At 72.0% G+C, this 26,509-nt stretch carries 26 protein-coding genes; 15 read left to right on the forward strand and 11 right to left on the reverse strand.

The window, feature by feature from the left end; translation table 11 throughout:
* The first annotated feature begins 141 nt into the window (after positions 1-141).
* Positions 142-2,079, forward strand: a complete 1,938-nt coding sequence (locus B4K29_RS01195) for a serine/threonine-protein kinase (protein WP_286966237.1) — start codon at positions 142-144, stop codon at positions 2,077-2,079.
* Positions 2,080-2,117: 38 nt separating this feature from the next.
* Here B4K29_RS01195 and B4K29_RS01200 read toward each other — a convergent pair whose 3' ends face one another.
* A complete protein-coding gene (locus tag B4K29_RS01200; protein WP_286966238.1) occupies positions 2,118-2,729 on the reverse strand; it encodes a GNAT family N-acetyltransferase in 612 nt (203 codons plus the stop codon).
* 45 nt (positions 2,730-2,774) lie between these two features.
* On the opposite strand from B4K29_RS01200, the gene B4K29_RS01205 reads away from it, so the two are divergent.
* From B4K29_RS01205 to B4K29_RS01215, 3 genes are all read left to right on the forward strand, one after another.
* A complete protein-coding gene (locus tag B4K29_RS01205; protein ID WP_019285106.1) occupies positions 2,775-3,620 on the forward strand; it encodes a thioesterase family protein in 846 nt (281 codons plus the stop codon).
* Positions 3,621-3,745: 125 nt separating this feature from the next.
* The gene (locus B4K29_RS01210) at positions 3,746-4,942 is read left to right on the forward strand and encodes a pyridoxal phosphate-dependent aminotransferase (protein ID WP_029211518.1); all 1,197 of its coding nucleotides are present in this window, start codon (positions 3,746-3,748) and stop codon (positions 4,940-4,942) included.
* A gap of 14 nt (positions 4,943-4,956) precedes the next feature.
* On the forward strand, positions 4,957-5,919 hold the full coding sequence (locus B4K29_RS01215; protein WP_286966252.1) for a 2-hydroxyacid dehydrogenase: 963 nt from the start codon (positions 4,957-4,959) through the stop codon (positions 5,917-5,919).
* Between the two features lie 163 nt (positions 5,920-6,082).
* Here B4K29_RS01215 and B4K29_RS01220 read toward each other — a convergent pair whose 3' ends face one another.
* Positions 6,083-7,225 (reverse strand): glycerate kinase, encoded by a 1,143-nt coding sequence (locus B4K29_RS01220; RefSeq protein ID WP_286961705.1) that lies wholly within the window; start codon positions 7,223-7,225, stop codon positions 6,083-6,085.
* Positions 7,226-7,397: 172 nt separating this feature from the next.
* Between B4K29_RS01220 and B4K29_RS01225 the strand changes: the two genes are divergently transcribed.
* From B4K29_RS01225 to B4K29_RS01245, 5 genes are all read left to right on the forward strand, one after another.
* Positions 7,398-9,035, forward strand: a complete 1,638-nt coding sequence (locus tag B4K29_RS01225; protein WP_239264321.1) for a GGDEF domain-containing protein — start codon at positions 7,398-7,400, stop codon at positions 9,033-9,035.
* Positions 9,036-9,098: 63 nt separating this feature from the next.
* A complete protein-coding gene (locus B4K29_RS01230) occupies positions 9,099-10,607 on the forward strand; it encodes a methylmalonyl-CoA carboxytransferase subunit 5S (protein ID WP_286966240.1) in 1,509 nt (502 codons plus the stop codon).
* A 22-nt stretch (positions 10,608-10,629) separates the two neighbouring features.
* Positions 10,630-12,198, forward strand: coding sequence for an acyl-CoA carboxylase subunit beta (locus tag B4K29_RS01235; protein ID WP_286966241.1), 1,569 nt, complete (start codon positions 10,630-10,632; stop codon positions 12,196-12,198).
* 28 nt (positions 12,199-12,226) lie between these two features.
* Complete coding sequence (locus tag B4K29_RS01240; protein WP_019285114.1) at positions 12,227-12,487, forward strand: hypothetical protein; 261 nt, start codon at positions 12,227-12,229, stop codon at positions 12,485-12,487.
* A 25-nt stretch (positions 12,488-12,512) separates the two neighbouring features.
* Positions 12,513-12,878 (forward strand): biotin/lipoyl-containing protein, encoded by a 366-nt coding sequence (locus tag B4K29_RS01245; RefSeq protein ID WP_019285115.1) that lies wholly within the window; start codon positions 12,513-12,515, stop codon positions 12,876-12,878.
* Between the two features lie 79 nt (positions 12,879-12,957).
* Here B4K29_RS01245 and B4K29_RS01250 read toward each other — a convergent pair whose 3' ends face one another.
* A complete protein-coding gene (locus B4K29_RS01250) occupies positions 12,958-13,611 on the reverse strand; it encodes a GntR family transcriptional regulator (protein WP_286966242.1) in 654 nt (217 codons plus the stop codon).
* Positions 13,612-13,687: 76 nt separating this feature from the next.
* Here B4K29_RS01250 and B4K29_RS01255 point away from each other — a divergent pair, with 76 nt between their 5' ends.
* The 4 genes from B4K29_RS01255 (at position 13,688) to B4K29_RS01270 (ending at position 17,278) form a co-directional block, all read left to right on the forward strand.
* The gene (locus B4K29_RS01255; RefSeq protein ID WP_019285117.1) at positions 13,688-14,707 is read left to right on the forward strand and encodes a 1-aminocyclopropane-1-carboxylate deaminase; all 1,020 of its coding nucleotides are present in this window, start codon (positions 13,688-13,690) and stop codon (positions 14,705-14,707) included.
* 51 nt (positions 14,708-14,758) lie between these two features.
* Positions 14,759-16,135 (forward strand): FAD-binding oxidoreductase, encoded by a 1,377-nt coding sequence (locus B4K29_RS01260; protein ID WP_286966243.1) that lies wholly within the window; start codon positions 14,759-14,761, stop codon positions 16,133-16,135.
* Between the two features lie 103 nt (positions 16,136-16,238).
* Positions 16,239-16,883 (forward strand): nucleotidyltransferase domain-containing protein, encoded by a 645-nt coding sequence (locus B4K29_RS01265; RefSeq protein ID WP_029211528.1) that lies wholly within the window; start codon positions 16,239-16,241, stop codon positions 16,881-16,883.
* A complete protein-coding gene (locus B4K29_RS01270; protein WP_029211529.1) occupies positions 16,880-17,278 on the forward strand; it encodes a hypothetical protein in 399 nt (132 codons plus the stop codon). Before B4K29_RS01265 ends, B4K29_RS01270 begins: the two co-directional genes overlap by 4 nt.
* 4 nt (positions 17,279-17,282) lie before the next feature.
* Here B4K29_RS01270 and B4K29_RS01275 read toward each other — a convergent pair whose 3' ends face one another.
* The 8 genes from B4K29_RS01275 to B4K29_RS01310 all read right to left on the reverse strand — a co-directional run bounded on the left by B4K29_RS01275 (position 17,283) and on the right by B4K29_RS01310 (position 24,701).
* Positions 17,283-18,026, reverse strand: a complete 744-nt coding sequence (locus tag B4K29_RS01275; protein WP_029211530.1) for a dienelactone hydrolase family protein — start codon at positions 18,024-18,026, stop codon at positions 17,283-17,285.
* Between the two features lie 101 nt (positions 18,027-18,127).
* A complete protein-coding gene (locus B4K29_RS01280; RefSeq protein WP_286959130.1) occupies positions 18,128-18,754 on the reverse strand; it encodes a hypothetical protein in 627 nt (208 codons plus the stop codon).
* Positions 18,755-18,820: 66 nt separating this feature from the next.
* Positions 18,821-19,078 carry a hypothetical protein gene (locus B4K29_RS01285; protein ID WP_286959131.1) on the reverse strand — a complete coding sequence of 86 codons (258 nt, stop codon included), beginning with the start codon at positions 19,076-19,078 and terminating at the stop codon, positions 18,821-18,823.
* On the reverse strand, positions 19,075-19,776 hold the full coding sequence (locus tag B4K29_RS01290; protein ID WP_286966244.1) for a hypothetical protein: 702 nt from the start codon (positions 19,774-19,776) through the stop codon (positions 19,075-19,077). The genes B4K29_RS01285 and B4K29_RS01290 overlap by 4 nt, the downstream gene beginning before the upstream one ends.
* 121 nt (positions 19,777-19,897) lie before the next feature.
* Positions 19,898-20,368, reverse strand: a complete 471-nt coding sequence (locus B4K29_RS01295) for a helix-turn-helix transcriptional regulator (protein WP_286961710.1) — start codon at positions 20,366-20,368, stop codon at positions 19,898-19,900.
* Positions 20,353-22,650, reverse strand: a complete 2,298-nt coding sequence (locus tag B4K29_RS01300) for a helix-turn-helix transcriptional regulator (protein WP_286961711.1) — start codon at positions 22,648-22,650, stop codon at positions 20,353-20,355. Before B4K29_RS01300 ends, B4K29_RS01295 begins: the two co-directional genes overlap by 16 nt.
* Before the next feature lie 56 nt (positions 22,651-22,706).
* Positions 22,707-23,588, reverse strand: coding sequence for an HpcH/HpaI aldolase/citrate lyase family protein (locus tag B4K29_RS01305; protein WP_029211533.1), 882 nt, complete (start codon positions 23,586-23,588; stop codon positions 22,707-22,709).
* 6 nt (positions 23,589-23,594) lie between these two features.
* A complete protein-coding gene (locus B4K29_RS01310) occupies positions 23,595-24,701 on the reverse strand; it encodes an HpcH/HpaI aldolase/citrate lyase family protein (protein ID WP_286958513.1) in 1,107 nt (368 codons plus the stop codon).
* A 185-nt stretch (positions 24,702-24,886) separates the two neighbouring features.
* On the opposite strand from B4K29_RS01310, the gene B4K29_RS01315 reads away from it, so the two are divergent.
* Together B4K29_RS01315 and B4K29_RS01320 are read left to right on the forward strand one after the other, a co-directional pair.
* Positions 24,887-25,660 carry a DsbA family protein gene (locus B4K29_RS01315; protein ID WP_029211535.1) on the forward strand — a complete coding sequence of 258 codons (774 nt, stop codon included), beginning with the start codon at positions 24,887-24,889 and terminating at the stop codon, positions 25,658-25,660.
* Between the two features lie 9 nt (positions 25,661-25,669).
* On the forward strand, positions 25,670-26,509 hold the full coding sequence (locus tag B4K29_RS01320; protein ID WP_286958510.1) for a cytochrome c biogenesis CcdA family protein: 840 nt from the start codon (positions 25,670-25,672) through the stop codon (positions 26,507-26,509).

Here is a 26,509-nt window from a genome sequence, read left to right on the forward strand (position 1 = left end):
ACCACTCCACGGGACTCTTACATTGGGTCAGTGCACGCATCGATTTCCGCGCCCGCTCCCGGTTCCGGACCATGCCGTCCGGCGATGTCTATAGGCTCGACGAAAGCGGCCAACCACGAACGGTGCCGTCCAGGGGGAGAGATGGACAAGGAACGCGCTCTCGGAAGCCGGTACCAGCTCGCGGAGCTGATCGGGCGGGGGTCCATGGGTGAGGTGTGGAAGGGGGTCGACGACGAGGGACGGGACCTGGCCTTCAAGGTCCTCCACCGGCACCTGACCGACAACGGTGACATGGTGAGCCGGTTCATCGGCGAGAAGCGGCTGCTCACGAGCGTGCGGGACCAGCACGTCGTGACCGTCGAGGACCTCGTAGCCGAGGGCTCGACGCTGGCCATCGTCATGGAGCTCGTCCCGGGCACCGACCTGCGCCGGGCGCTCGAGGAGTCGGGGACGCTGCCTCCCGCAGAGGTCTGCCGGATCGGCGCCGCGGTCGCCGGTGGCCTGGCGGCCATCCACGACAGGCGCATCTTTCACCGCGACATCAAGCCGGAGAACATCCTCCTCGACACCTCCACCACACCCCCGACCCCACGGATCACCGACTTCGGGGTCGCCAAGCTGGCTGGTGACGCCGCGTCCTCCTCCACCGCCCTGGTGGGCACGCCGCACTACCTCGCCCCCGAGCTGGCGGAGGGCGCCTCACCCAGCGTCCAGTCGGACCTGTACGCCCTGGGGATCATGCTCTACGAGCTGTCCTGCGGCGTAACGCCGTTCCAGGGCCCCTCGACCATGGCAGTGCTGCGTGGTCACGCCGAGCGCGCGCCCGGCCGGCCGGGCGGTATGCCGAACGGCCTGTGGAACGTCGTCACCTGGCTCCTGCACAAGCAGCCCGCAGAGCGTCCCGGCTCGGCCCGTGACCTCGCCGCGGCCCTGGAACCCTTGACGTCCGACCTGGCCGAGGTGGCGGCCATCGCCCCACTGACCGAGCCTCCGGCCGGCAGTCTTGTCGCCGGTCCCGCCACCACGACGGTGGCCGGTGTCATGGTCGCCGACCCCAGGCTGAGCGGGCAGGACGCCGTCGGCACCATGGCCGTGCCGGCGAGCGCGATCCCGCGCAGCACGCCGTACCCCGGTGGTTCATATCCCGGCGCGTCCTCCCCTGGAGGGTCCTACCCCGGTGCCCCCTACCCGGGAGCGTCCTATCCCGGAACCCCGTACCCCGGAACGCCCTACCCCGGAACCCCGCAGCCCGGGATCGCCTATCCCGGGCACCCCGGCGCCTTCCCGCCCGGGGCCCCAGCAGGTGCGACGCCCTACCCCGCGCGTCGCCGCAGCAAGGCCGTGCCGATAGCGGCGGGAGCGGCGACCCTGGCCCTCGCCGTAGGCGCGGCATACGTCATCTCCCAGCGCAGCAGCGGATCACCGGCCGCCGCGGTCGCGACCGTGACCGCCACGGCGACCGCGTCACCGGCAGCCACCTCCGCCACAGGGGGTGTCGGAGCCACCCAGCCCCAGTCGCAGGCGGCCGGGTCGTCGGCGACGCCCCTGACCAATCGCCCGTCGCCCTCCCAGGTGCCGGCCGATCCCGGCGGGCCGGCGAACGGGCCCCTGCCCGGCGGCGCCGTCGCCGCCCCGCAGCCCGAGGCGGCGACGCAGGACTCCGTGGACGACCAGGCGCGCGGCGAGCTGGCAGATCTGCGCTCCCGATCGTTGTCCTCGACCAGCACGGACGGGCGCTACGTGCTGCAGTTGGACAGCAAGTGGGAAGGGATCACCGATCCCTACCAGACTGCCGGCGACGGCTCCCACACGTTCCGGGCCCGCGACATCCTGTCGCGCCACCAGCAGCTCAGCGGCGCGATGGCCCAGCAGGGGGTGACCACACTCCTCCTCAAGGCCAGTGACTTCGGGCACAACACGGTGACCTCGCACGGTGCTGTGTGGGCGACGCTGGCTGACCCGGGCGGTCTCGACTCGGTCGACGCCGCCAAGGCCGCCTGCACCCGCCTGTTCCCGGACCTGACCGGCAAGGCGCGGGCCAACGCGTGCGTCCCGCGGCAGCTGACGCCGCCGCACTGACGCCAGCGGATCCAGACCCCTGGGCGCACGCAGAGGGCCTACTCCCCCAGCGCGGCCTCGACGTCGGCGAGCTGCTCGCCGCGGAGCCCCACGGCGTCGAGGCGCCAGAACACGTCCGGATAGACGAGGGCGCCGGTCATCCAGTCCTCGTAGGCCGGCAGGGTGACCACCTGGAAGGCCGGGTCGGGAATCCGTCGGGACGGGGCCACGAAGCCGAGCCGCGAGGCACGCTGGAAGCCGAATCGCGTGTAGTAGAGCGGGGATCCCTCGAGGAACACCAGGGGGTGGTCGCCCCCGCTGGCCTCCGCGAGCGCGAACTCGACCAGGGCGCCGCCGATCCCGCGGGACTGCCACTCCGGGGCCACCGAGAGGGGTGACAGCACCAGGACCCGGACCAGTCGCGGCAGGGCGTCGACCCAGGCCCGCGTCATCATGACGTGCCCCACCACCTCGCCGCCGATCTCGGCGACGTAGGAGTGCCCCGCCTCGGCCGCCGAGTCGGCGCGCAGCAGGCTGACCAGGTCCGCGACGGTGGGCTCCTCCACGAAGGCGCGCGCCACGAGGTCGCGCACGGCGGCGTGGTCACGCGTGTCCTCGGGTCGGATGGTCAACCCCTCGGGGGTGGGGCGTCGGGGCTCGGTCTCCGGCATGGCCACAGGGTGTCAGAGGCCCCCTCGCCCGTCTAGCGTGGCCGTATGACGCCCGCGCCACCCGCCCACCCGGACAGTGCGGGACCCACCCGCCCGGACCCTTCACTTCTCGACTCCACCACCCCCGCCTACTACCTCGCCCTCGGCGACGGGAGGTACCAGCCCACGCTGCACGCCCAGGGCGCCTGGAACCCCTGGGAGCAGCACATGGGACCCGTGGCCGGCCTGCTCGCGCACGCCGTCGAACGGCACGCCCCGCGCGAGGACATGCAGCTGGCGCGCATCACCTACGACATCCTCGGCGTGATCCCCGCCTCCGAGGTCGAGGTCCGGTGCGAGACGGTGCGTCCGGGGCGGACCATCGAGCTCGTCGAGGCGACCCTGTATGCCGGGAGCAAGGCCGTGGTGCGGGCCACCGCCTGGCGGCTGGTCCGGCAGGACACCGCCGAGGTCGCGGGGGGCTTCCACGCCGGGATGCCGCACCACGACGAGGTCGCGGCCCGCAGCTATGAGGGCGTCTGGGGCGGCGGCTTCATCGGGTCGCTGCACTTCCGGTCCGTCGACGGGGGCGAGCCCGGCCGGGGGCGGGTGTGGATCAGCACCGACCTGGACCTCGTCAGCGGCGAGGAGACCTCGGACGTGGCGCGGTTGCTGGGCCTGGTCGACACCGCCAACGGCGTGGCGGTGCGGCAGCACCCCGGGGAGTGGATGTTCCCCAACGTCGACCTCACGGTGCACCTGTTCCGCACGCCCACGCACGGCTGGCTGGGCCTCGACACCGAGGTCACCTTCGGCGAGACGGGTCTCGGGCTGACCTCGACCGACCTCTACGACGAGCACGGACCCATCGGTCGGGCGGAGCAGATCCTGACGGTGCGCCGACTGCCCTGACTGGTCCCGTGGCAGCCGGGATGTGGGGTCCGGCCCCCGGGTCGCTACAGTGCGAGGGAGGACGGTCCCGCACCCGGGGTCGATCCACGTCACCGACGACACACCACTCGTAGGGAGATTCAGCAATGGCGCTGGCACGACGACTTTCTCGCCTCGGCACGGAGACGGCCTTCGCCGTCTCGGCCGCGGCGGCGGCCTGGGGGGCCAAGGGCAACGACATCTACCCCTTCCACCTCGGCGACATCGACCTGGCCACCCCGGCCCACATCACCGAGGCCATGAACCGGGCGATCGCGGACGGCAAGACCGGCTACTGCCCCGGCCCCGGCATCCCGGCCCTGCGCGAGGCCATGGCCGCCGACATCAACCGGCTCCGCGGCACGGCATACACGGCCGAAAACGTCGCGATCCAGCCCGGCGGCAAGCCGGTGATCACCAAGTTCCTGCAGGCCGTGATGGACGAGGGCGACGAGGTCCTCTATCCCAACCCGGGGTTCCCGATCTACGAGTCGCAGATCGAGTACCTCGGCGGCGTGGCCAAGGCCTACCGCTACCTCCCGACCGAGCGCGGCTTCGCGATCGACCTGGAGCAGGTGCGCTCGCTGATCACGCCCCGGACCCGGGCGATCATCTACAACGACCTGCAGAACCCCATCTCCGCCGAGTCGACCCAGGAGGAGCGCGAGGCCATCGCCGCGATCGCGCAGGAGCACGACCTGTGGGTGCTGTCGGACGAGGCCTACTTCGAGACGCGCTACTCCGGTGAGTCGCACTCGATCTCGTCGATCGACGGGATGGCGGACCGCACCGTCATCCTCTACACCTTCTCCAAGAAGTTCGCGATGACGGGGTGGCGGCTCGGCGCGGGGATCGCTCCCGTCGAGGTGGCCCAGGTGTTCTCGACCATGAACACCAACAACGAGTCGTGCACGACCCACTTCATCCAGCACGCGGGGATCGCCGGCCTCACCGGCGACCAGCAGCCGGTCCAGGACATGCTCGACGTCCTGCGCGGCCGTCGCGACGCCGCGTGCGAGGTCATCAACCAGATCCCGGGCGTGGACGTGGCGACCCCGGAGTCGACGTTCTACCTGTTCCCGGACGTCACCGAGGCGGTCCGGCAGGTGGGCGCCGCGGACGTCGACGACTTCGCGACGCAGGCGCTGCACGCCACGGGCGTGTCCTTCTGCACGCGCAACCACTTCGGACGCCGTCAGCCGGGCGAGGACCGCGACTACATCCGGTTCGCCTACTCCGGCATCAGCGAGGACCGCATCCGCGAGGGCCTCGGCAAGCTCAAGGATTGGATCGAGAGCAAGTGAGCGGGGACAACGCGATGAAGGTCGTCATCACCAACAAGATCCCGCAGTCGGCCGTCGACGCCCTCCGGGCCGAGCACGACGTCTTCTACCACGACGCCGACGACTGCATCACGCGTGAGGCCTGCCTCGAGGCCGTCCGCGGCGCCGACGCCGTCGTCACCCTGCTGACCGAGAAGGTCGACGACGAGTTCCTGGACGCGTGCGGCGACCAGCTCAAGGTCGTCGCCAACGTCGCGGTGGGCTACAACAACATCGACGTCCCGGCCTGCGAGCGCCGCGGCGTGATCGCCACCAACACCCCGAAGGTCCTGACCGAGACCACGGCGGACACGGCCTTCGGCCTGATGCTGATGGTCACGCGGCGGTTCGGCGAGGGCGAGCGGGTCATCCGCTCCCGCATGCCGTGGCAGTGGGGCATGTTCTACCTGCTCGGGATGGGCCTGCAGGGCAAGACCCTCGGCATCGTCGGCATGGGACAGATCGGCATCGCCATGGCCCGTCGCGCCAAGGCCTTCGGCATGGACGTCGTCTACTCCGACGCCTACGAGCTGGCCGCGGACGTGGCCGGGGAGCTGGGTGCGCGCAAGGTCGAGCTGGACGAGCTCTTCGAGACCTCGGACGTCGTCTCGCTGCACTGCCCGCTGATGGACTCGACGCACCACCTCGTCGACGTCGACGCGCTGAAGCGGATGAAGAAGACCGCCTACCTGATCAACTCCGCCCGCGGACCCATCGTCGACGAGGCCGCGCTCGTCGCGGCGCTCGAGGCCGGAGAGATCGCGGGTGCGGGGCTCGACGTCTTCGAGGCGGAGCCGACAGTGCACGAGGGTCTGATCGACCGCGACGACGTCGTCCTGCTCCCCCACCTGGGCTCGGCGACGGTCGAGACGCGCACGGCCATGGCCGAGCTCGCGGCGCAGAACGTCCTCGACGTCCTGGCCGGCAAGCGCCCGGTCACCCCGGTCACCCAGGCCTGACCCCGGCTCGTATGACGCCCCCTGGCCCCGCCGCGACGCGGGGTCGGGGGGCGTCGTGCGCGCCGTCTCGCCCCACCCCACCCGTCTCACCCTGCAACCCGAGACACCCTCGCCAACGGCGCCAGCGGACGGCAGCCGCCAACGATGCAGGGGCGGCGACGCGTCAGAGACCGCCGTCGGCGAGGTCGCGCGCCACGGTGCCGGCCAGCGCCTCGAGCAGCGGCCCCGCCTCGCTCATGCACCGCGCGGGATCCGGCTCGAGGTCCGTCAGGGCGTAGACGCGGCGGATGCCCGACGCCTCCGCCTGGCCGTCGGCGAGCAGGGAGCGCCCGCACACCGCCACGACGGGCACACCCACGCGCGCTGCCGCCTCGGCGACACCGACGGGTGTCTTGCCCATGAGCGACTGCTCGTCCAGGGAGCCCTCCCCGGTGATGACCAGGTCTGCGCCGTCGGCCTGCTCGGCGAAGCCGACGAGGTCGAGGACCAGCTCGACGCCTGGCCGCATCTCGGCGTCGAGGACCTGCAGGGCGGCATACCCGACGCCACCGGCCGCGCCTGCACCCGGCTCGTCGCGCGAGTCGCGGCCGATCGCCTCGGCGAGCAGGTCCGCGAGGCGCTCCAGCCCGGCGTCGACCTGGGGACGGAGCTGGGCGGTGACCCCCTTCTGCGGGCCGAACACGGCGGCGGTGCCCCGGTCGCCCAGCAGCGGGTTGTTGACGTCGCACGCCACGACGACGCGGGCGTCGGCCAGGCCAGGGTGCAGACCCGACAGGTCGACGCTGGCGAGGGACGCGAGCCCCCCTGCGCCGTCGGGGATCTCGTGGCCCGAGGCGTCGAGGAAGCGGACGCCGAGGGCGGACAGCATGCCTGTGCCGCCGTCGGTGCTGGCCGAGCCCCCGATCCCGAGGACGATCTCGGCGCACCCCTCGTCCAGCGCCGCACGCACCGCCTCGCCGACCCCGCGGCTGGTGGAGGTGAGGGGCTCGAGCCGGCCCCCGGGCAGGTGCACGATCCCGCAGGTCTCGGCGAGCTCGACGACGGCGGTGGCCCCCAGCACGGCATACCGGGCCTGGAGCGGTCGGCCCGTCGGACCCGACGTCGTGGTGGTCCGCCCCTCGTAGCCGGCGACGAGGGCCGCCTCGATGGTGCCGTCACCGCCGTCCGCGACCAGCAGCGTGCGCACGGTGGCGCCGGGCAGGACGCCACGAACCCCGACGGTGATCCGCTCGGCCACCTCGGTCGCGACCAGCGAGCCCTTGAACTTGTCGCAGGCGACGAGGACGACGGGCTCGGGCACGGTCATGACGGGCGCTCCTCGGCGAGGGTCCGGACGGGATCCTCAAGGTAGCACCGGCCGGATTCCAGCCTCGGCGCGCGTCGGACCCTGGCGGGGGCGGCCACGCTTTGTCATGATGCCTGCGCCGAGGAAGTACGAGGAAGTAGCCGGCCGAGGGTCGGAGACGGAGGTGAGGCCGGTGCCCACCGAGCCCTGCCTGCCCCGGAACGCTCTGCCCGTGCCCGGCGGCGGACCGGCCATCGACCACAGCGCCATGGTCGAGCGGGCCTGGCACGCCCGTCACCGGGACCAGGAGACCGCGTCCGCCCTGGCCGACCGGGCCGCCCGTCACGCGGTCGCCACGGACGACCACCTGCTCGAGGCACGCGCCCGCGTGGTGCAGGCGGCCTGCCGGTTCGCGGTCCAGGACTACGAGCAGGCCCTCACCCTCGCCAACGAGGGACTCGTGACGCTCACCTCGCTCGAGGACGTCTGGCTCGGCCGGCTCCAGCTCGTGCTCGGCAACGTCAGCGCCGAGATCGGCGAGCCCGCCCATGCCGCCGGCTTCTTCAACCAGGCGGTCAGCATCGCCAGGCAGGCCAACGACGTGCAGCTCGTCGCGCAGTGCCTGCTCAACGCGGCCCTCGACCGGGTCGACGTGGTCGACCAGGTGCGGGACTTCCGACGGGCCCTGGCGATCTTCGAGGGCATCGACGACGCGGAGGGCCAGGCCTATGCCCACCTCGACATCGCGCACGCCCTGGTCGACCAGCAGCGTCTGCTGGAGGCCACCGTCGAGGCGCGGCGCGCGCAGCACCACGCAGCCCGCGCCCACACCAACGACGTGGTGGCCCACGCCGTGGCGCTCCAGGCCTACGGATCGGCCCACCTCGGGCACCCGCTGCAGGCCGAGGCGCTCCTGGCCGACGCCCAGCACCGGATCGAGTCCGCCCGCCAGCCCGTGCGGATCGACGTGACCATCGAGGTCGCCCGGGCGTGGACCGCCCTGGGGCGGCCGGACGAGGCCGTGCTGCTGCTCGAGCCGCTGCTCACGAGGTCCGCGCTCACCGATCGGCAGACGCTGGCGCTCACCGACATCCTGTCCGAGGCCTACGCCGGGCGGGGCGACCACGAGTCGGCCTACTGGACGCTGCGGTCCCACCTGGAGCTCAAGGACGCCCACGAGGACGCCATGGCCCGCCGCCGGGCCTCGGCCCTGGTCGTGCTGCACCGCGTGCAGATGGTCGAGCGGGAGGCGGCCCGCGCCCGCGAGCGCCAGCAGCGGCTGGAGGCGGAGTTCAGCGAGCTCAAGTCCGAGCACCGCATGGTGCAGGAGATCTCGATCCGCGACGACCTCACGGGCCTGCACAACCGCCGACTGCTCAACGACCGCCTCCGCGTCGACGTGCGCGCCGCCGACGCGGACCACCCGGTCAGCCTGATCCTGCTCGACCTCGACCACTTCAAGCGCGTCAACGACACGCACGGCCACGTGGTCGGCGACCAGGTGCTCCACGCCCTCGGCCGCATGCTGCAGACCGAGGTGCGGGTGTCGGACGTGGCGGCCCGCTACGGCGGGGAAGAGCTGGCGGTGCTGCAGCCGGGCACGGACCTCGACGCGGCCACCGTGCTGGCCGAGAGACTGCGAGCACGGATCGCGGCGCTGGACTGGCTGCAGATCGTCGGGGTCCCCCTCAACCTGACAGTGAGCGCGGGCGTCGCGAGCACCTCCGGCGGGGAGACGCCCCGCGACCTGCTGCGCCGGGCGGACCGGGCGATGTATGCCGCCAAGGCCGCAGGCCGGGACCGCGTCATGACCGCCGCCGACACCACCTGAGGATCCCCGCTAAGACCCACCCCGCTGATGCCGCGCCGCGGCCCGTGGGGCAGGATTGCAGGCGTGGATACACAGCAGCGACAGATCGGCGTGACGGAGCTGGCCCTGCGGGACGCGCACCAGAGTCTGATGGCGACCCGCATGGCCCTGGAGGACATGGTCGGTGCCTGCGAGGACATCGACAACGCGGGGTACTGGAGCGTTGAGTGCTGGGGCGGGGCGACGTTCGACGCCTGCATCCGCTTCCTCAACGAGGACCCGTGGGAGCGGCTGCGGACCTTCCGCCGGCTGCTGCCGAACTCCCGCCTCCAGATGCTCCTGCGGGGGCAGAACCTCCTCGGTTACCGCCACTACGGCGACGACGTGGTGGACCACTTCGTCGAGAAGGCCGCCGAGAACGGCATGGACGTGTTCCGCACGTTCGACGCCCTCAACGACACCCGCAACGTCGAGCGCGCGATCGCCGCGGTCAAGAAGGCCGGCAAGCACGCGCAGGGCACCATCTGCTACACCACCAGCCCGCTGCACGACGTGGACGTCTACCTCCGGCAGGCGCGCGAGCTGCGCGACGTCGGCGTGGACTCCATCGCCATCAAGGACATGGCGGCGCTGCTCAAGCCGCAGCCGGCCTACGACCTGGTCCGGGCGATCAAGGCCGAGATGCCGGACATGCAGGTCAACGTGCACTGCCACGCGACCACGGGCGTCACGCTCGTCTCGCTGATGAAGGCCGTCGAGGGGGGCGCCGACGTCGTCGACACCGCCATCTCCTCGCTGTCCCTCGGCCCGGGGCACAACCCCACGGAGTCCCTGCAGGAGATGCTCGAGGGCACGGGCTACATCGCCGACCTGGACAAGGTGCGGCTCGGTCGCATCAAGGACCACTTCGCCGAGATCCGGCCCCGCTACACGCAGTTCATGTCGTCGTTCAACGTCGAGACGGACATCTTCGACAGCCAGATCCCCGGCGGGATGATCTCCAACATGGAGTCCCAGCTCAAGCAGCAGGGCGCCGGGGACAAGCTCAAGGAGGTGCTCGAGGAGGTGCCGCGCGTGCGCAAGGACGCCGGCTACCCGCCCCTCGTCACCCCGTCCAGCCAGATCGTGGGCACGCAGGCCGTCTTCAACGTCCTCATGGGCCGCTACAAGGTCCTGACCGCCGAGTTCGCCGACCTGATGCTCGGCTACTACGGCTCGGTCATGGGCGAGCTCGACCAGGAGGTCGTCGACAAGGCCAAGCAGCAGACCGGCAAGGAGCCGATCGACGTGCGGCCCGCCGACCTGATCGAGGACGAGTGGGACCAGCTGCGCACCGACGCCGCCGCGCTCGAGGGCTTCGACGGTAGCGACGAGGACGTCCTGACCTACGCGATGTTCCCCAAGGTCGCTCCCGGCTTCTTCACCAGCCGCGCCGAGGGCCCCAAGAACGTCGGCAAGGACCCCGCCGAGCTCGAGGCCGAGAAGGCCGCGGCCGCCCAGGGCGACGGCAAGACCGGCCCGGTGCGTGGCCCGATCACCTACGAGATCACCATCGACGGCAAGAAGCACTCCGTCGCCGTGAAGCCGGCCTGACGGCAGGAGAGGGAACCTCACTATGAGCAAGGCACCCCAGTCACCCAAGACGATGGCCGACCGCCTCACGGAGCTCCGCGAGCGCCGCGCCGCGGTCGAGGCCGGCGGCGGCGAGAAGCGCCACGCCAAGCAGCACGAGGCCGGCAAGAAGACCGCGCGCGAGCGGGTCGCGGACCTGGTCGACCCCGGCTCCTTCGAGGAGATGGGCCTGTTCGCCCAGCACCGGACCACGTTGTTCGGGATGGACAAGGCCGTCATGCCGGCGGACGGCGTCGTGACCGGCACCGGCACGGTCTTCGGCCGCCCGGTCCACGTGGCGAGCCAGGACTTCTCGGTGGCGGGTGGCTCCGCCGGCGAGATGCACTCCACCAAGGTCGCCAAGACGTTGCACGCAGCCCTGGAGAACGGCACGCCGTTCGTCTTCATCAACGACTCGGGCGGCGCCCGCGTCCAGGAGGGCATCGACTCGCTGTCCGGCTACGGCAAGGTGTTCTTCCAGAACGTCGCGCTGTCCGGCGTGGTCCCGCAGGTCTCGATCATCGCCGGGCCGTGCGCCGGTGGAGCGGCATACTCCCCCGCCCTCACCGACTTCATCATCCAGACCAAGAGCTCCCGGATGTTCATCACCGGCCCCGACGTGATCAAGCAGGTCACCGGCGAGCAGGTCACGGCCGAGGAGCTGGGCGGCCCGGCGGCGCACATGGCGCGCTCCGGCGTCACCCACTTCATGGCCGAGGACGACGAGCAGGCGGTCCTGATCGCCCAGAAGCTCCTGAGCTTCCTGCCGAGCAACAACACCGAGGAGCCGCCGCTGGTCGACGGGTTCGAGGACGTCGAGCCCGACGAGTCGCTCAACACCGTGATCCCCGAGGACCCCAAGAAGGGGTATGACGTCCGTGACGTCATCGGCTCGCTCGTGGACGGCGCCGACTTCCTCGAGGTGCACGCGGGCTTCGCGCCCAACATCGTCGTCGGCTTCGCCCGCATCACGGGACGTACGGTCGGCATTATCGCCAACCAGCCCAGCGTGATGAGCGGCGTCCTCGACATCGACTCCTCCGACAAGGGCGCGCGGTTCGTGCGCTTCTGCAACGCCTTCAACATCCCGTTGGTCACCCTGGTCGACGTCCCGGGCTTCCTCCCGGGCGTGCAGCAGGAGTACGGCGGCATCATCCGCCACGGCGCCAAGATGCTCTTCGCCTACTCCTCCGCGACGGTCCCCAAGATCACCGTGGTCCTGCGCAAGGCGTACGGCGGCGCCTACCTCGCCATGTGCTCCAAGGACCTCGGCGCGGACCGCGTGTTCGCGTGGCCGACGGCCGAGATCGCCGTCATGGGCGCCGAGGGGGCCGCGGGCGTGGTCTTCCGCAAGGAGATCGCCGAGGCGGACGACCCGGCGGCCAAGCGGGCTGAGCTGGTCCAGCTCTACCGCGACGCCTTCTCCACGCCGTACGTCTCCGCCTCGCGCGGCCTCGTCGACGACATCATCGAGCCGGCGGACACGCGCCGTCACATCGCGCGCTCGCTGGAGATGCTCGCCGGCAAGCGCGACATGCGTCCGGCCAAGAAGCACGGCCTCATCCCGCTCTGATCGACCGACTGCCACGGAAGGACACATCATGAGCGAACCCACCGTCGCCGAGCTGCAGGCCCTGGTCGCCGACCTCACCGCCCGTCTCGAGACCCTGGAGGCCAAGGTCTCCGCCCGGGACGACGAGGTCAGCCCCGAGGTGCTGCTCGCGATCTCCGCCGCCGTCGCGGCCTACCTGGGCAAGCGCGCCACCGTCAAGCAGGTCCACCTGCGTCGCGGCTCGGCGTGGGCGTCCCAGGGCCGCTCGGACATCCACCACTCGCACACGATCCAGCACGGCGTGCGCTGACCGCCGACGCAACCGAAGGACTGACATGAAGCTGAAGGTGACCGTCAACGGATCGGTCTACGACGTCGACGTCGAGGTGGAGGAGGAGCCCCGACCGAGCCTGGGTGCCGTCCTCGTGGGCAGCATGTCCGCCCACGGCGTGGCCCCCACCAGCGCGAAGGCCCCGGCCAGCGCGTCCAACGCCCTCACCGCCAACATCGCGGGCACCGTCGTCAAGGTGCTCGTCGAGGCGGGCCAGGAGGTCAAGGAGGGCGAGACCCTGCTCGTCCTCGAGGCCATGAAGATGGAGACCGAGGTCACGGCGCCCAAGGACGGCCGGATCGCCGCGGTCGACGTGGCCGTCGGCGACGCCGTCCAGGGCGGCCAGGTCCTCGTGGAGTGGGAGGCCTGACCCGCCTCGGGTCTCACGGACACAGCGAGGAGCGGTTCCCCGTATGACGGGGGGCCGCTCCTTCGTCATACGGCCCTCATCAGCCCGAGAAGGTGAAGCGCAGGGAGAGCCAGTTGTCGCGGCTCAGGGTCGCGGCGCGCTCCGCGTCGCCCGCGCGGGCGGCCGCGATGATGGCGGCGTGCTGGTCGGCGCTGCCGCGGCCGGCGTAGGTCGTGAACCGCATCCGCTCCACCCGCCGCAGGACCGGGACCACCCGCTCGAGCACCTCGGGCACGACGACGTTGCCGCTCCGGGCGACGAAGACCCCGTGGAAGGCGTCGTCCGCCTCGATGGCTCGCTCGGCGTCGAGGGCGTGCAGCGCCTCCGCGAACGCCGCGTTGACCTCCTCGAGCTGCTCTAGGTCCCACGCCGCCAGGCGAGGCGTGGCGACCCGCGCCGCGAGCTCGTGCATGGCCGCCGCGACCTGCTGGGCGTCCCGCGTCGACTCCTGATCGACCGGTGCGACGATCGTGGCCCGGCCGGGCGTCGCCACCACCAGGCGGGCCCGCTCGAGGCGCAGCAGCGCCTCACGGATCGGGGTGCGGCTGACGCCGAGCCACCCCTCCAGCTCGGGATCGCGCAGCCGCTCCCCCGGAGCGAGCGTCCCGGCGACGATGGCGTCCCGGATGGCCTCGTAGGCGTGGTCACGCAGCAGGGACCGTTTCGGCAGGCCCGGTGACTCGGGGATCGGCATGGTCTGAATATAGGACCCGTTGCCGAGGAGGCCGCTCGGCAATATATTGGATTTCACCCGAGCAAAGGAGCTCCCGATGGGCATCGCCGACTTCGACCGCCATCCCCTCACCTTCGGACCCAGCCCGATCCATCCCCTCAGGCGCCTCAGCGCGCACCTCGGTGGCGCCCAGGTGTGGGCCAAGCGGGAGGACGTCAGCTCCGGACTCGCCTTCGGCGGCAACAAGACTCGCAAGCTTGAGTACATCGTCCCCGACGTGCTCGCCTCCGGCGCCGACACCCTGGTCTCGATCGGGGGCTACCAGAGCAACCACACCCGCCAGGTCGCAGCCGTCGCCGCCCACCTCGGGCTGCAGGCCCTCCTCGTGCAGGAGACCTGGGTCGACTGGCCGGACCCCCTCAACGACCGCGTCGGCAACATCCAGCTCTCGCGGATCATGGGCGCCGACGTGCGCCTCGACCCCCACGGCTTCGACATCGGCATCCGCAGCAGCTGGGAGGACGCGCTGCGGGAGGTCGAGGAGCGGGGCGGCAAGCCCTACCCCATCCCGGCCGGGGCGTCCGAGCACCCCCTCGGCGGACTGGGCTTCGCCGGCTGGGCTCACGAGGTCGCCCAGCAGGAGGCGGAGCTCGACGTCTTCTTCGACACCATCGTCGTGTGCACCGTCACCGGCTCGACCCACGCTGGCATGATCGCGGGCTTCGCCGAGCTCGAGGCTGCAGGCGGACGGCCGCGCCGGGTCATCGGCATCGACGCGTCGGCCACCCTCGACAAGACCCGCGACCAGGTGGGCCGCATCGCCCGGCACACGGCAGGGCTCCTCGGCCTGGAGCGCGACCTGCGCGACGACGAGATCACCGTGCTGGCGGGGTGGGCCGGCGACAAGTACGGCATCCCGGTCGCGTCGACGATCGAGGCCATCCGCCTCACCGGCCGGCTGGAGGGCGTCATCATCGACCCCGTCTACGAGGGCAAGTCGATGGCCGGCCTGGTCGACCTCGTCTCCAGCAGGGAGATCCCGGCGAGCAGCACCGTCCTCTACGCCCACCTCGGCGGGCAGCTGGCGCTCAACGCCTACACCGCGGTGGTGCCCTGACCGATGGCACCCTGTGCCGCGCCGGTCGAGCGGTTCCCCTAGGGTCGGACCGTGACCTCGATCGTTGATTCCCTCCTCGCGCGCCTCCCCGCCGACCGGGTCATGACCGACCCCGGCGCGATGATCGCCTATGCCCGTGACCAGGCCGAGTGGGGAGCCTGGGGATCGCCGGCCGCCGTCGTGCGAGCCCGGTCGACGAGCGAGGTGCAGGCCACGGTGCAGGCGTGCCTCGAGCACGGCACCCCGGTCGTCGCCCGAGGAGCGGGGACCGGCCTGTCCGGCGCCGCGAACGCCGAGGCCGGGTGGATCGTGCTCAGCCTCGAGCGCCTGGACCAGGTCCTCGAGATCAACACCCTGGACCGGCTCGCCGTCGTCCAGCCCGGCGTGGTCAACGACCGGCTGCGCGCTGCCGCCGCCGAGCAGGGGCTCTGGTATCCCCCGGACCCAGGCAGCGCGCCCTGGTCGACCATCGGCGGCAACGTCGCGACCAACGCCGGCGGCATGTGCTGCGTGAAGTACGGCGTGACCAGGGACTACGTCCTGGCGCTGGAGGTCGTCACGGGGACCGGCGAGATCGTGCGGGTCGGTCGGCGCACCGCCAAGGGGGTCGTGGGCTACGACCTCGTCGGACTGATGACGGGCTCGGAGGGGACGCTCGGCATCATCACCGAGGTCACCGTGCGGCTGCGACCGGCCCGCGAGCCGGAGCGCACCGTCGCGGGCTTCTTCCCCGACCTCTTGTCGGCGGGGCGGGCCGTCACCGCCGTGGCGGAGGCCGGGCTCACGCCCTCGCTGCTCGAGCTGATGGACCGGACCCTGCTGCGGGCCGTCGACGACTGGCAGCACATGGGCCTGACCACCGAGGCCGACACGATGCTGCTCGGCCGCGTCGACACCCCCGGCGAGCGGGGCGACGCCGAGGCCGAGACCATGGCCGAGGTGTTCCGCGCCGCGGGGGCGGTCGACGCCGCGGTGGCGGAGGACGAGGAGGAGGGCGAGCTGCTGTTCGCCGCGCGCCGCCTCGCCTATCCCGCCGCCGAGCGCCTCGGCACGATCCTCACCGAGGACGTCTGCGTGCCCAAGGACCAGGTGGTCCCGATGCTCGAGCGCATCCAGCAGATCGGCGTGCGCCACGGCACCACGATCGCCAACGCCGCCCACGCGGGCGACGGCAACCTGCACCCGCTGCTCGTCACCACCCCGGGAGACGCCGAGCAGCTCGAGCGAGCGCACCGGGCCTTCGAGGAGATCATCGCGGCCTGCCTCGAGCTCGGCGGCACCATCTCCGGCGAGCACGGCGTGGGCACCCTCAAGCGGGACGGGCTGCACGCCGAGCTCGGCGAACCGGTCGTGGACCTGCACCGAGCCATCAAGGCGGCGCTCGACCCGCACGGAATCATGAATCCCGGCAAGGTCTTTCGTCCCTGAACGACCCGACTTCCCACGCCACTCGTCGCCTGGGGCAAGGCGCCAGAGGCCCGTATGGCGTCCAAGGCTTCCACATGGAGCGTTGACCTGCCATCATTGGTTCATGGACCTGTCACATCCCCTGAGCGCCATCACGCCGTCGCTCGAGGGCGAGGCCCTGACTGTCCTCGCCGGGACCGAGAGCGCTCTCACCGGCCGAGGCATCGCCGAGCTCGCACGACGAGGTAGCCACACGGCGATGACGCAGGCCCTCGGACGTCTTGCCCACCAGGGACTCGTCATCGTGGAGCCGGCCGGTCGCGCCCACCTCTACCGCCTCAACCGTGAGCACCTTCTCGCCCCTGTCGTGCTCGCGGCGTCCAAGGCGGCCTCCGAGGTGCGTTCGAGGCTCACCAAGCAGATCGAGGGGTGGCGGGTGCCCTGCCTCCACGCGTCTCTCTACGGCTCCTTGTCGCGAGGAGAGGCCGGCTCGGACTCGGACATCGACGTCCTGGTCGTCCGCCCTCCGCACCTCGACGAGGCACAAGCCGAGGCGTGGAGCGATCAGCTGGCCGAGCTGGAGCGCCTCGTCTGGCAGTGGACGGGCAACACGTTGTCCTGGCTCGACACCACGCAGGAGGACCTGCGCCGAGCCGTGGAGGCCGACGAACCGCTGATCAGGTCCTGGCGCGAGGACTCCATCACGCTGGCGGGAGAATCCCTCGGGCCCCTGATCGCGCGACTGGCCACAGAGAGAAGCCCGGCATGACACCGACGCGGTCCAGCCCCGGCGACCGAGGTCAGGCGAAGGCCCGTCGCATCATTGCCGCGCGCTACCTCGACGTCGCAGAGCTCGCAGCCACCGAGGAGGGGCCGGGCGCCAACAACGTCGTGATCGGGATCGCGGTCCTGTCTGGCATCGCTGCCTCTGATGCCATCTGCATCGCTGCGACCGGATCGCGGTACTCCGGCGATGACCACGCCGAGGCCGCGCGGGTCCTCGGGCGCGTCGACCGCGCCCTGGGAAACGAGCTGAGCAAGCTCGTCCGGCTCAAGCCTGGAGCGCACTACGGATCGGCGTTCATCTCGGACACCGACCGTGTGCGGGCCTTGCGGGCGGCAAGGAGGCTGGTCGAGGCAGCGCTCGAACGAACCGTCGGCTGACGGGTCAGGCCTCGTCGAAGACCTGGAGCAGCGCCTCCCAGTGCCGCGCGGTGGCGCGCTCGTCGTAGGCCGGGAGGTCACTCATCGTGAACCCGTGAGCGGCGCCCGGATAGATCTCGCCCTCGTAGTCGCAGTCCGCCTCCTCGGCGGCCAGCCGCAGGCGCTCGATCTGCGACCTGGTCATGCTGGGGTCCTGGTCGGCGAAGCCGAAGTAGATGCGGGCCTCGACGTCGGGCAGCACGTGGTGCGGGCTCTCGGGGCCGTCGGTCACCAGCCGTCCGGCGTGGAACCCACAGACCGCCGACACGTCGTCGGGGCACTGTGCCGCCAGCCGCAGCGCGAGCCCCCCGCCCATGCAGTAACCCACGACCCGCACGTCGTCGTCAGCGACGTCGTCGAGACCCTGGACGTGCTCGAGATAGGCGGGGCCGTCGGCCTCCCAGTGCTCTCGGGTCAGGCTGGCGAGCAGACGGGAGATGATCGTATGCCGCTCCTCCCCCCGCTCGGCGGACAGGAACGAGGGGTCGATCAGCGGCTGGCGCCCGGCCCGGTAGTAGACGTTGGGCGCCAGCACGACGTAGCCGTCGTCCGCCAGGCGCTCGGCCATCTCCCGGATCCGCGGCCGCAGCCCGATGGCGTCCATGATCAGGAGCACCGGCGGGTGGGGTCCGTCCTCGGCGGGGCGGGCGACATAGGCGTCGCACACCCCGTCCGGCATCGGCAGGTCCAGCTCCTCGAACACGGCCATGGTGACACCCTGTCACGAGCCCGGGCGGGCGGCACCTCGACCGGAGGGCCGAGGACGCCCGGCCCCAGGGGTGGGGACGGGCGCCTCGGCTGACCACACCGTCAGGCGGTGGCCTGGGCCGGGCCGATCGTGGCCGGCTGTGCGTCCCAGGTGCGGAGGACGGCCGACCTGGAGTACATCCAGGCGGACAGCGCAGCGATCCCCACGGCCATGGTCAGCAGCCCCAGGTCCAGGGCGATCTCCGGCACCGAGGCCCGCAGCGCGACCGGGACCGCTCCGACGGCATACAGGACCAACGGGACCGCCGGCACCTCACGGGACAGCAGCAACGAAGCGACGAAGGCCATCGTGCCGAGGAGGAACGCGACGGACACCACCACGAGGGCAAGGCCGAGCGGGCCCGCGCGCAGCGACGCGACGGCGCCACGCGGGAGCTCGCTGAAGACCAGGTTGATGACGAGCTCGACGCCGACCAGCCCTGCGAGGGCAGCCGAGTTGACGAGGTAGGCGACGAGTCCGAAGGTGCCCCTGCGCCGGCCGAACGCGAGGTACAGCCCGGCGACCAGGGCGAGGGCCAGGACCTCCGCCAGGGGTGCCACCAGCTGGGTGAGGGCCGAGGTCGGGACGACCCCTGCCCGCTTGGCTGCGTTCACGAGCAGGATGAAGGCGCTGGCGCCGCCGGCCAGGGCGGACACGCGAAAGAGCGTCGCGGGTGCGGGTTGGGACATGGTTTCCTCCGGTGCGGTGGGTGGGTGGGCGGATCCCGGACGGGGTGCGCCGAGGTGGGTGCGGGCTCATCGCCCTGTCGGTGCGCGGGTGTCGAGGGAGATGAGCTCGGCACCGATGTCACGGGCCTTGGCGAGGAGGCCGTGGAGCGCGGCCTGGTCAGCTGCCAGGCCACTCAGCGTGGTGGTGCCGTCCGGCTCGCGGACGATGTCCAGACCGTCGAACCACGAGGACCAGTGGGCGTCCAGGTGGCCGTCGATCCTCAGCTGCACCTCGACAGGCCGGGCCGGTATGCCGTGAGCGCCGGCCCTGTCGTCCGAGCTCATGACGCGCGGGCAGGGGCAGGACGTCCCGCCGGAGCCGCGGGCCGAGAGGCGCCGGTCTGCCTGGTGCCCGCTGTTCGGGCGGACGCCCAGAAGGACAGGCCGAGGCCGACCAGGGCGAGGGAGTCCGGATAGGCCAGCAGCCGATAGAACGAGTCGGGCAGGAGTGCCAGCGAGGCGGTCAGGACGCTGGCCAGCGCGAGCAGCGCCGAGGCCCAGCGGGCCAGGACACGGGCCCGGAACATCGCGGCACCGAAGATCAACCCACCTGCGAGGAAGGTGGCTCCGGACACCGCCAGGACGGCCTGCATCGCGCCGATGTCGCCCGCGGCCCGGCCGCCTGTGGCTGCGCGAACGACGTCGTCGACATAGGCCGGGGACGCCGCGGCCACCTCGGGGAGGACGACGGCGCTCGCGAAGGTGACGCACATGATGGTCAGGTAGCCGATGGCCAGCACGACGTACCCCACGAGCCCCAGCAGGCCGATCTCCAGTCGCTGGCGCAGGTACATCCCGGTGATGCCGACCAGGGCCGTGGCCGCCATCAGCACCTTGATGGCGTTGCGGACGGCCCACTCCGTCGTGAGGACGGTCGTGGCGTCGGCGTGCGGGTGCCCGATCTGGACGCCCGCGTAGAGGAGGCCCGCCACCACCGCCGACACGGCGGAGGTCCGGAAGAGTGCGGTCGAGGTGACGTTCATGCCGGTTCCTGTTCGGTCGGCCCGTAGCCCGTGCTGCGGGGATGACCTGAACCTAGGAGCGGGACGTGACCCTGGCGTCACCACACGAGGTGATCATCGTGGTGACCCCTGGCCGGTGGGGTCAGCGGTGACGGTCACCCAGCAGGTCGTCCTCGCGCGACCGGCGCACGGCCCGGGCTCGCGTGCTCACCCCGAGCTTGGCGAAGATGTGCTTGGTGTGCGTGCGCAGGGTGTTGACGGTGATGAACAGCTCGCGGGCGATCTCCGGCCCGGTCAGCTCGGAGTCGAGGAGCCGCAGCACGTCCCGCTCCCGGCTGCTCAACGGGCTGACCAGGCCCGACCCGTCCCCCGACGTGTTCCCCCGATGCAGTCGGTCGAGCAGGCCGCGAGCCGCCTCCCGCGCCACCGTCCCCGCCCCCTGTCCGGCCCCACCAGCAGCGACGTGCTCCAGCAGCCTCGACATGGGGGCGCCCTCGTCCAGGAACACCCGGACGTCGCTGCCGGTCTCGGGCGCCTCGCTCCAGGCCCGGCCGAAGGCGGACGCGGCGTGCGGGAGGTCGCCCAGCGCGAGGTGGGTCAGGGACCGCAGCACCAGGATCTCGGCCCGGCTGCCTGCGGGAAGCGTGTGCTCGCAGCGGTCCAGCAGGGCAAGGACGGCGTCTGCGGTCGCCCTGTCCGACGGGTCGGCGCGCAGCGGGCCAGCTGGAGCCGGACCACCGTCAGCTGCTCGTACGACGCCAGGTAGGAGCACTCGTCCGTGACCCGCACGCCCGTCTCGTCCGCCCAGGCCTGGGCCCCGGACAGGTCGCCGGAGGCGATCCGGATCCGGGCTCTCATGGCAGGGATGGGTCGCAGCTCGGGGTAGAAACCCCGCCGATAGAGCCCCTCCGCCTGGTCGAGCTGCGACAGCGCGGTCTCGTGGTCGCCGTCGGCGGCCAGCACCTGCGCCATCACCACGAACCACCGGTGGCGGTTCTCGGTGATCGACGCCCGCTCGCGCAGCTCGCGAGCCACCTCCAGGTGATCCAGCGCCTCCGGACGGGCACCACGGCGGTGGTCGAGCTCGGCCAGGGCCACGTGAAGGTCGGAGACGGACCGGGCGTGCGGGCCGCCCCGCAGGGGCGCCTCGCGCAAGCTCTCCTCGCACACCCTCCGCGCTCTGGCCGGGTGACCCGCCGCCACCCGCAGGTCGGCGAGCACGACCCCGCCGTCCAGCACGTCCACCACGTTGCCGGCCCTGCGCAGGCAGTCGAGGGCGAGCCCGTATGTCGACAGCGCCTCGTCCATCTCCCCTGCGGCCCAGGCCGCCAGGGCCAGCAGGCCGGTGGCAGCGCCGCGCGTGAGGTGGTCGTCGGGCAGGGCGAGGGCGAGGGCGCCGCGCGCGTGATAGGCCGCCCCGACCAGGTCGCCGCGAGCCTGGGCGAGCGCAGCGCGATACACCGACACCGTCGCGGGCGCCGAGCGCAGGTCGTCGGTCGGGGCCCACCCGGCCGCCAGGGATGCGTCTGCTCGTCCTGCAGCCAGGACGGCGTCAGCGTCGTCCAGCCGGGCGTCGGCGCCCTCGAGGTCGCCCTCCAGCATCAACGACCACGCGCAGACCAGAGAGAGGACGGGGCTGACGCGAACGCGGGCCCGTGGGAGAGCCCGGATCCAGCCGAGCAGGAGGCTGTCCTGGCGGCTCCGTCGCAGCAGGGGAACGGCGTCCTCGACCAGGTAGGCGGCGCGCTCGTCGTCCGAGCCCGCCAACGCCTGCCCCACGGCCTCCACGAGGTATCCGTTGGCGGCGAACCATCGGCTGGCCAGCCGGTGCAGGTCCGCCACCAGGTCAGGCTCCTGGGCGCTCAGTCGTGCGCGTAGAACGTCGGCGAACAGGTGGTGGTAGCGGTACCACGAGCGATCGTCGTCGAGGGAGACGAGGAACAGGTTGTCGGCCCAGACCCGTTCGAGCATCGCGGTGCCGTCGGTCCGGCCCGTGAGTGCGTCGCACGCGGGGCCGCACAGCCGGTCCAGGACTGCCGTGCGCAGCAGGAACTCCCGCACCGGGGCGGGCTGACGGTCGAGCACCTCGTCGGTGAGGTAGTCGAGGACGAAGCGGTGGCTGCCCGCGAAGTCACGGACGAAGTCGTGGGCCTGGCCACCACCCGACCGGCCACCCAGGGCCAGGGACACCAGCTGCAGACCGGCGATCCAGCCCTCCGTCCGGCCCTCGAGGGCATCCACGTCGTGGGCGTCCAGGGTCAGCCCCATCGCCGCGACCAGGAAGTCCTCCGCCTCGGCCCGGGTGAAGCGGAGATCGGCCGCACGCAGCTCGATGAGCTCGCCGCGTGCGCGCAGCCGCGCCAGGGCGAGAGGCGGGTCGGAGCGGGTCGAGAGGACCAGGTGCAGCCCCGCGGGCAGGTGGTCCACGAGGAAGGCGACCGCCTGGTGCACCTCGGGGGCGCGCACGAGGTGGACGTCATCCATCACCAGCACCCGCACGGCGCCCGGCCTGAGGGCGTCGGCACGGACCACGGCATCGATCACGGCGGATGCCGCCGCCGTCGCGTCACGGTGCCGCCCCAGGGCCGAACCGTCGACCTGGATGTCCAGGCCCGCCAGCGAGGCCGCCAGCAGAGCGAGGAAGGCGGCGAGATCGTCGTCCTCGTCGCCAAGGCTCATCCACCCGACCCGGACCGGCGGCTCCCGCCGCGCCAGCTGCGCCGCCCAGTCCGCGAGCAGGCTCGACTTGCCGAAACCCGCCGGCGCGGACACCAGCGTCAGGCGATGACCGCCCTCGAGAGAGCCGTCCAGCCGCGCTGCCAGCCGTGGGCGCGGGACCAGCCTCGGGCGCCGCGCCGGCACGAACAGCTTCGTCGCGAGGACGGGGGACGACACCCGTCGAGCATAGGCCTGGCCGTTGGGGGACGGCGGGGTCCGAGGTGCGCCGGGATCTAGGAGGCCTCAGCCTCCAGGGCGGTGATCGCCTCGTGCATGGTGAGCACGCGCTGGGCGGACTCGACGTGGAGGTTCTCGATCATCCTGCCGTTGTAGGTCACGACGCCGGAGCCCTGGCCGTCCTCCCACGCCTGCAGGATGCCGCGGGCGTCCTCGACCGCCTGCGACGACGGGGCGAAGGCCTCGTTGGCGCCGGCGACCTGACCGGGGTGGATGAGCGTCTTGCCGTCGAAGCCCAGCTGACGACCCTGCGCGCACTCCGCGAGGAAGCCCTCGGTGTCCTTGACGTCGTTGTAGACGCCGTCGAGGATCGCCTTGCCCGCGGCGCGTGCACCGAGCAGCGCGAGCCCGAGACCGGCCAGCAGCGGCTGGCGTCCGGGCACGTGCTCGGCATACAGCTCCTTGACCAGGTCGTTGGTGCCCATGACGAGCACGCTGAGCCGGTCGGACGCCGAGGCGATCTCCTCGACGCGCAGCATGGCCCCCGGGGTCTCGACCATGGCCCACAACGTGGTGCGGTCGGGTGCCCCGGCGTCCTCCATCGCCGCCACGAGCGTGCGGACCTCGTCGGCGGAGCCGACCTTGGGCACGACGATCGCGTCGGGCCCAGCAGCAGCGGCGGCGCGCAGGTCATCCTCGTGCCAGGGCATGCCGATGCCGTTGATGCGGATGGTCAGCTCGCGGCGGGCGTACTCCCCCGAGCGTGCCGCGGCACACGCGGCCTCGCGCGCAGCCTCCTTGGCGTCGGGAGCGACGGCGTCCTCCAGGTCGAGGATCAGCGCGTCGCACGGCAGGGTCTTGGCCTTGTCCAGCGCCCGCGCGTTGGAGGAGGGCATGTAGAGCACGGACCGGCGGGGGCGGAAGACGGTGTCAGCCATGGGATCTCACTTCTCCTGCTGGTCGGGTCCGCCGACGGACGCGGCGCGGGCTTCGTCGTACGCGCTCTTGAGGTCGGGGTCTATCGCCGCGAGCTGCTCGGCGAGCTCGACCATGACCAGGCACTGCTTGAGGGACGCGTCGTCCTCCATCTTGCCGTCGACCATGACCGCGCCCGTGCCGTCGCCCATGGCCTCCTTGACCTTGTAGGCGTGGGCGATGTCCTCGACCGACGGGCTGAACACGCGCCGCGCGATCTCGATCTGCTTGGGGTGCAGCGTCCAGGTGCCGACGCAGCCGAGCAGGAACGCGTTGCGGAACTGGTCCTCGCAGGCGACGACGTCGGTGATGTCGCCGAACGGCCCGTAGTAGGCGTAGATCCCGTGCATCGCGCAGGCGTCGACCATGCGCGCGATCGTGTAGTGCCACAGGTCCTGCTGGTAGGTGCTGCGGTCGGCGTCGACCTGCGAGGTGCCGTCGGCGCCGCGTGGCGGGTCCTGCCGGACGAGGTAGCCGGGGTGGCCGCCACCGACGCGCGTCGTCTTCATGCGGCGGTCGGCGGCGAGGTCGGCGGGGCCGAGGGAGATGCCCTGCATGCGCGGGGAGGCGCCGCAGATCTCCTCGACGTTGGCCATGCCGCGCGCGGTCTCGAGGATCGCGTGGACGAGGATCGGGCGCTGCAGCCCGGCCTTGGCCTCGAGCTGGGCGAGCAGCCGGTCGACGTAGTGGATGTCCTCGGCGCCCTGCACCTTGGGGATCATGACGACGTCGAGCCTGTCGCCGATCTCGGCCACGAGGGTGGTGATGTCGTCCAGGAACCATGGCGAGTCGAGGGCGTTGAGGCGCGTCCACAGCTGGGTCGGCCCGAAGTCCGTCGCCTTGCCGATGTCCACCAGGCCCTGGCGCGCGGCCTCCTTGTTGTCGGCCTTGACCGCGTCCTCGAGGTTGCCGAGCAGGACGTCGACCTGCCCCACCATCGCGGGGATCTTGGCGGCCATCTTGGCGTTGCTCGGGTCGAAGAAGTGGATCGCCCGCGAGGGTCGCGCGGGCACCTCCCGCAGGGGTGCGGGCGCCCCCACGGCGAGGGGGGCGAAGAAGTCCTTGGCGCTGCGCATGTCGCTCCTTGGCTGACGGCGTCGTCGGTCTGGCTCGGTCTCATCGCGGACGCTAGCAGCGAGGACCGACAGGCCGGTATGACGGACGCCACGCTGCCTCGCGGGGACGCCGCAGGAGGGGCGCCGCAGCCCCCAGAGCGCCGCCGCCTATCCTGTGGAGGATCTGTGCCACCCGGGAGGCCCTCTTGACCAGCCAGTCCAGCCCGCCGCGCCGCTCCGCCACGCGCAGCCGTGAGGTCGTCGTCCTGTCGGTCCTGCTCGTCGTCGCCGTCGTGATCATCGGCATGCTGCTCCTGCGTCCCCCGGCCCAGCAGGCAGCGGCCCCGGCCCAGCCGGGCGCCACGCAGCAGGCCGGCTCTCGGCCGGCGACGCCGTCCTCCCCCACCACCCAGGGCAAGGTCACCGACACGGCCCGCCGCATCCCCGGCGACCCGCTCGCCCTGGGCAAGGTCGACGCCCCGGTCGTGATGATCGAGTACGCCGACTACGCGTGCCCCTTCTGCGCGAAGTTCGCCCTGGAGACCCAGCCCGAGCTGGTCAAGAAGTACGTCGACGCCGGCGTGCTGCGCATCGAGTGGCACGACCTCGTGATCTTCGGCGACAAGTCGCAGCGGGCGGCCCAGGCCGCGCGGGCCGCGGGCGCGCAGGGCAGGTTCTGGCAGTTCCACCACGCGCTGTTCGCGGCCTCGCCCACCTCAGGTCACCCTGACCTCACCGACGACAGGCTCCTCGGCTTCGCCAGGACGGCGGGGGTGCGCGACCTCGCTGCCTTCCAGAAGGCCATGACGTCCTCCGCCGTCGAGGAGGCGGTGGGCCGCGAGACCCAGGTCGCCCGCCAGCTGGGCGCGACGAGCACGCCGGTCTTCGTGATCAACGGCACACCCGTGGTGGGGGCGCAGCCCGCAGAGGTCTTCACCCAGGTGATCGACCAGGCCGCGGCCGCCGCCCAGCAGGGCTGAGCCTCACCCGTGACCGGCATCGGACTGCTGGGCGCCCTCCTGGGCGGGCTGCTGTCCCTGGTCAGCCCCTGCTCGGCGCTGCTGCTCCCGTCCTTCTTCGCCCTCGCGTTCGAGCGTCCGGTGGTGCTGCTGCGCCGCGTCCTCGCGTTCTACCTCGGGCTGGTGCTCGTCCTCGCACCCCTCGGGGCTGGTGTCGGCGCGGTGGGCAGCCTGCTCACCGTCCACCGCACGACCGCCACCCGCGTCGGTGGCCTCGTCGTCATCGCCCTCGGCCTGCTCGTGGCTGCGGGCGGCGGCTTCGAGCTCGGGGCGGCCCAGCGCGCCAGGGGTCGCCTGCGCCTGGGGCCGGCCGGCTCCACCGTGTCGGTCCTGGCGCTCGGCGCGCTCTACGGCCTGTCGGGGTTCTGCTCCGGTCCCCTGCTCGGGTCCATCCTCACCATCTCGATGGCGGGCGGTTCCCCGGCATACGGCGCCCTGCTCATGGCCACCTATGCCGCCGGTATGACGATCCCCCTGGCCGTCCTCGCGCTGCTGTGGGACCGGGCGGGGCTGCGCGACCAGCGCTGGCTGCGGGGCCGCCCCGTCACGCTGGGGCCGCTGCGCACGCACACGACGAGCCTGCTGGCGGGCGGCGTCTTCGTGCTGATCGGCCTGACCTTCGTCCTCAGCGACGGGACGACGCTGCTGCCGGCGCTCACGGACAGCGGCACGCAGCTCGCGTGGCAGTCACGCGTCCAGGGCTGGCAGGCGCAGGTCACCGACCTGCACGTGCTCCTCACCGTCGTGCTCGCGGCGATCGTGGTCGTCGCGACGAGGCTGGTCCGCAGCCGCGGCGACCACGGCCGCTGA

The sequence above is a fragment of the Arsenicicoccus sp. UBA6765 genome, assembly GCF_002453335.1.
GTDB classification, from domain to species: Bacteria; Actinomycetota; Actinomycetes; order Actinomycetales; family Dermatophilaceae; genus Arsenicicoccus; species Arsenicicoccus bolidensis.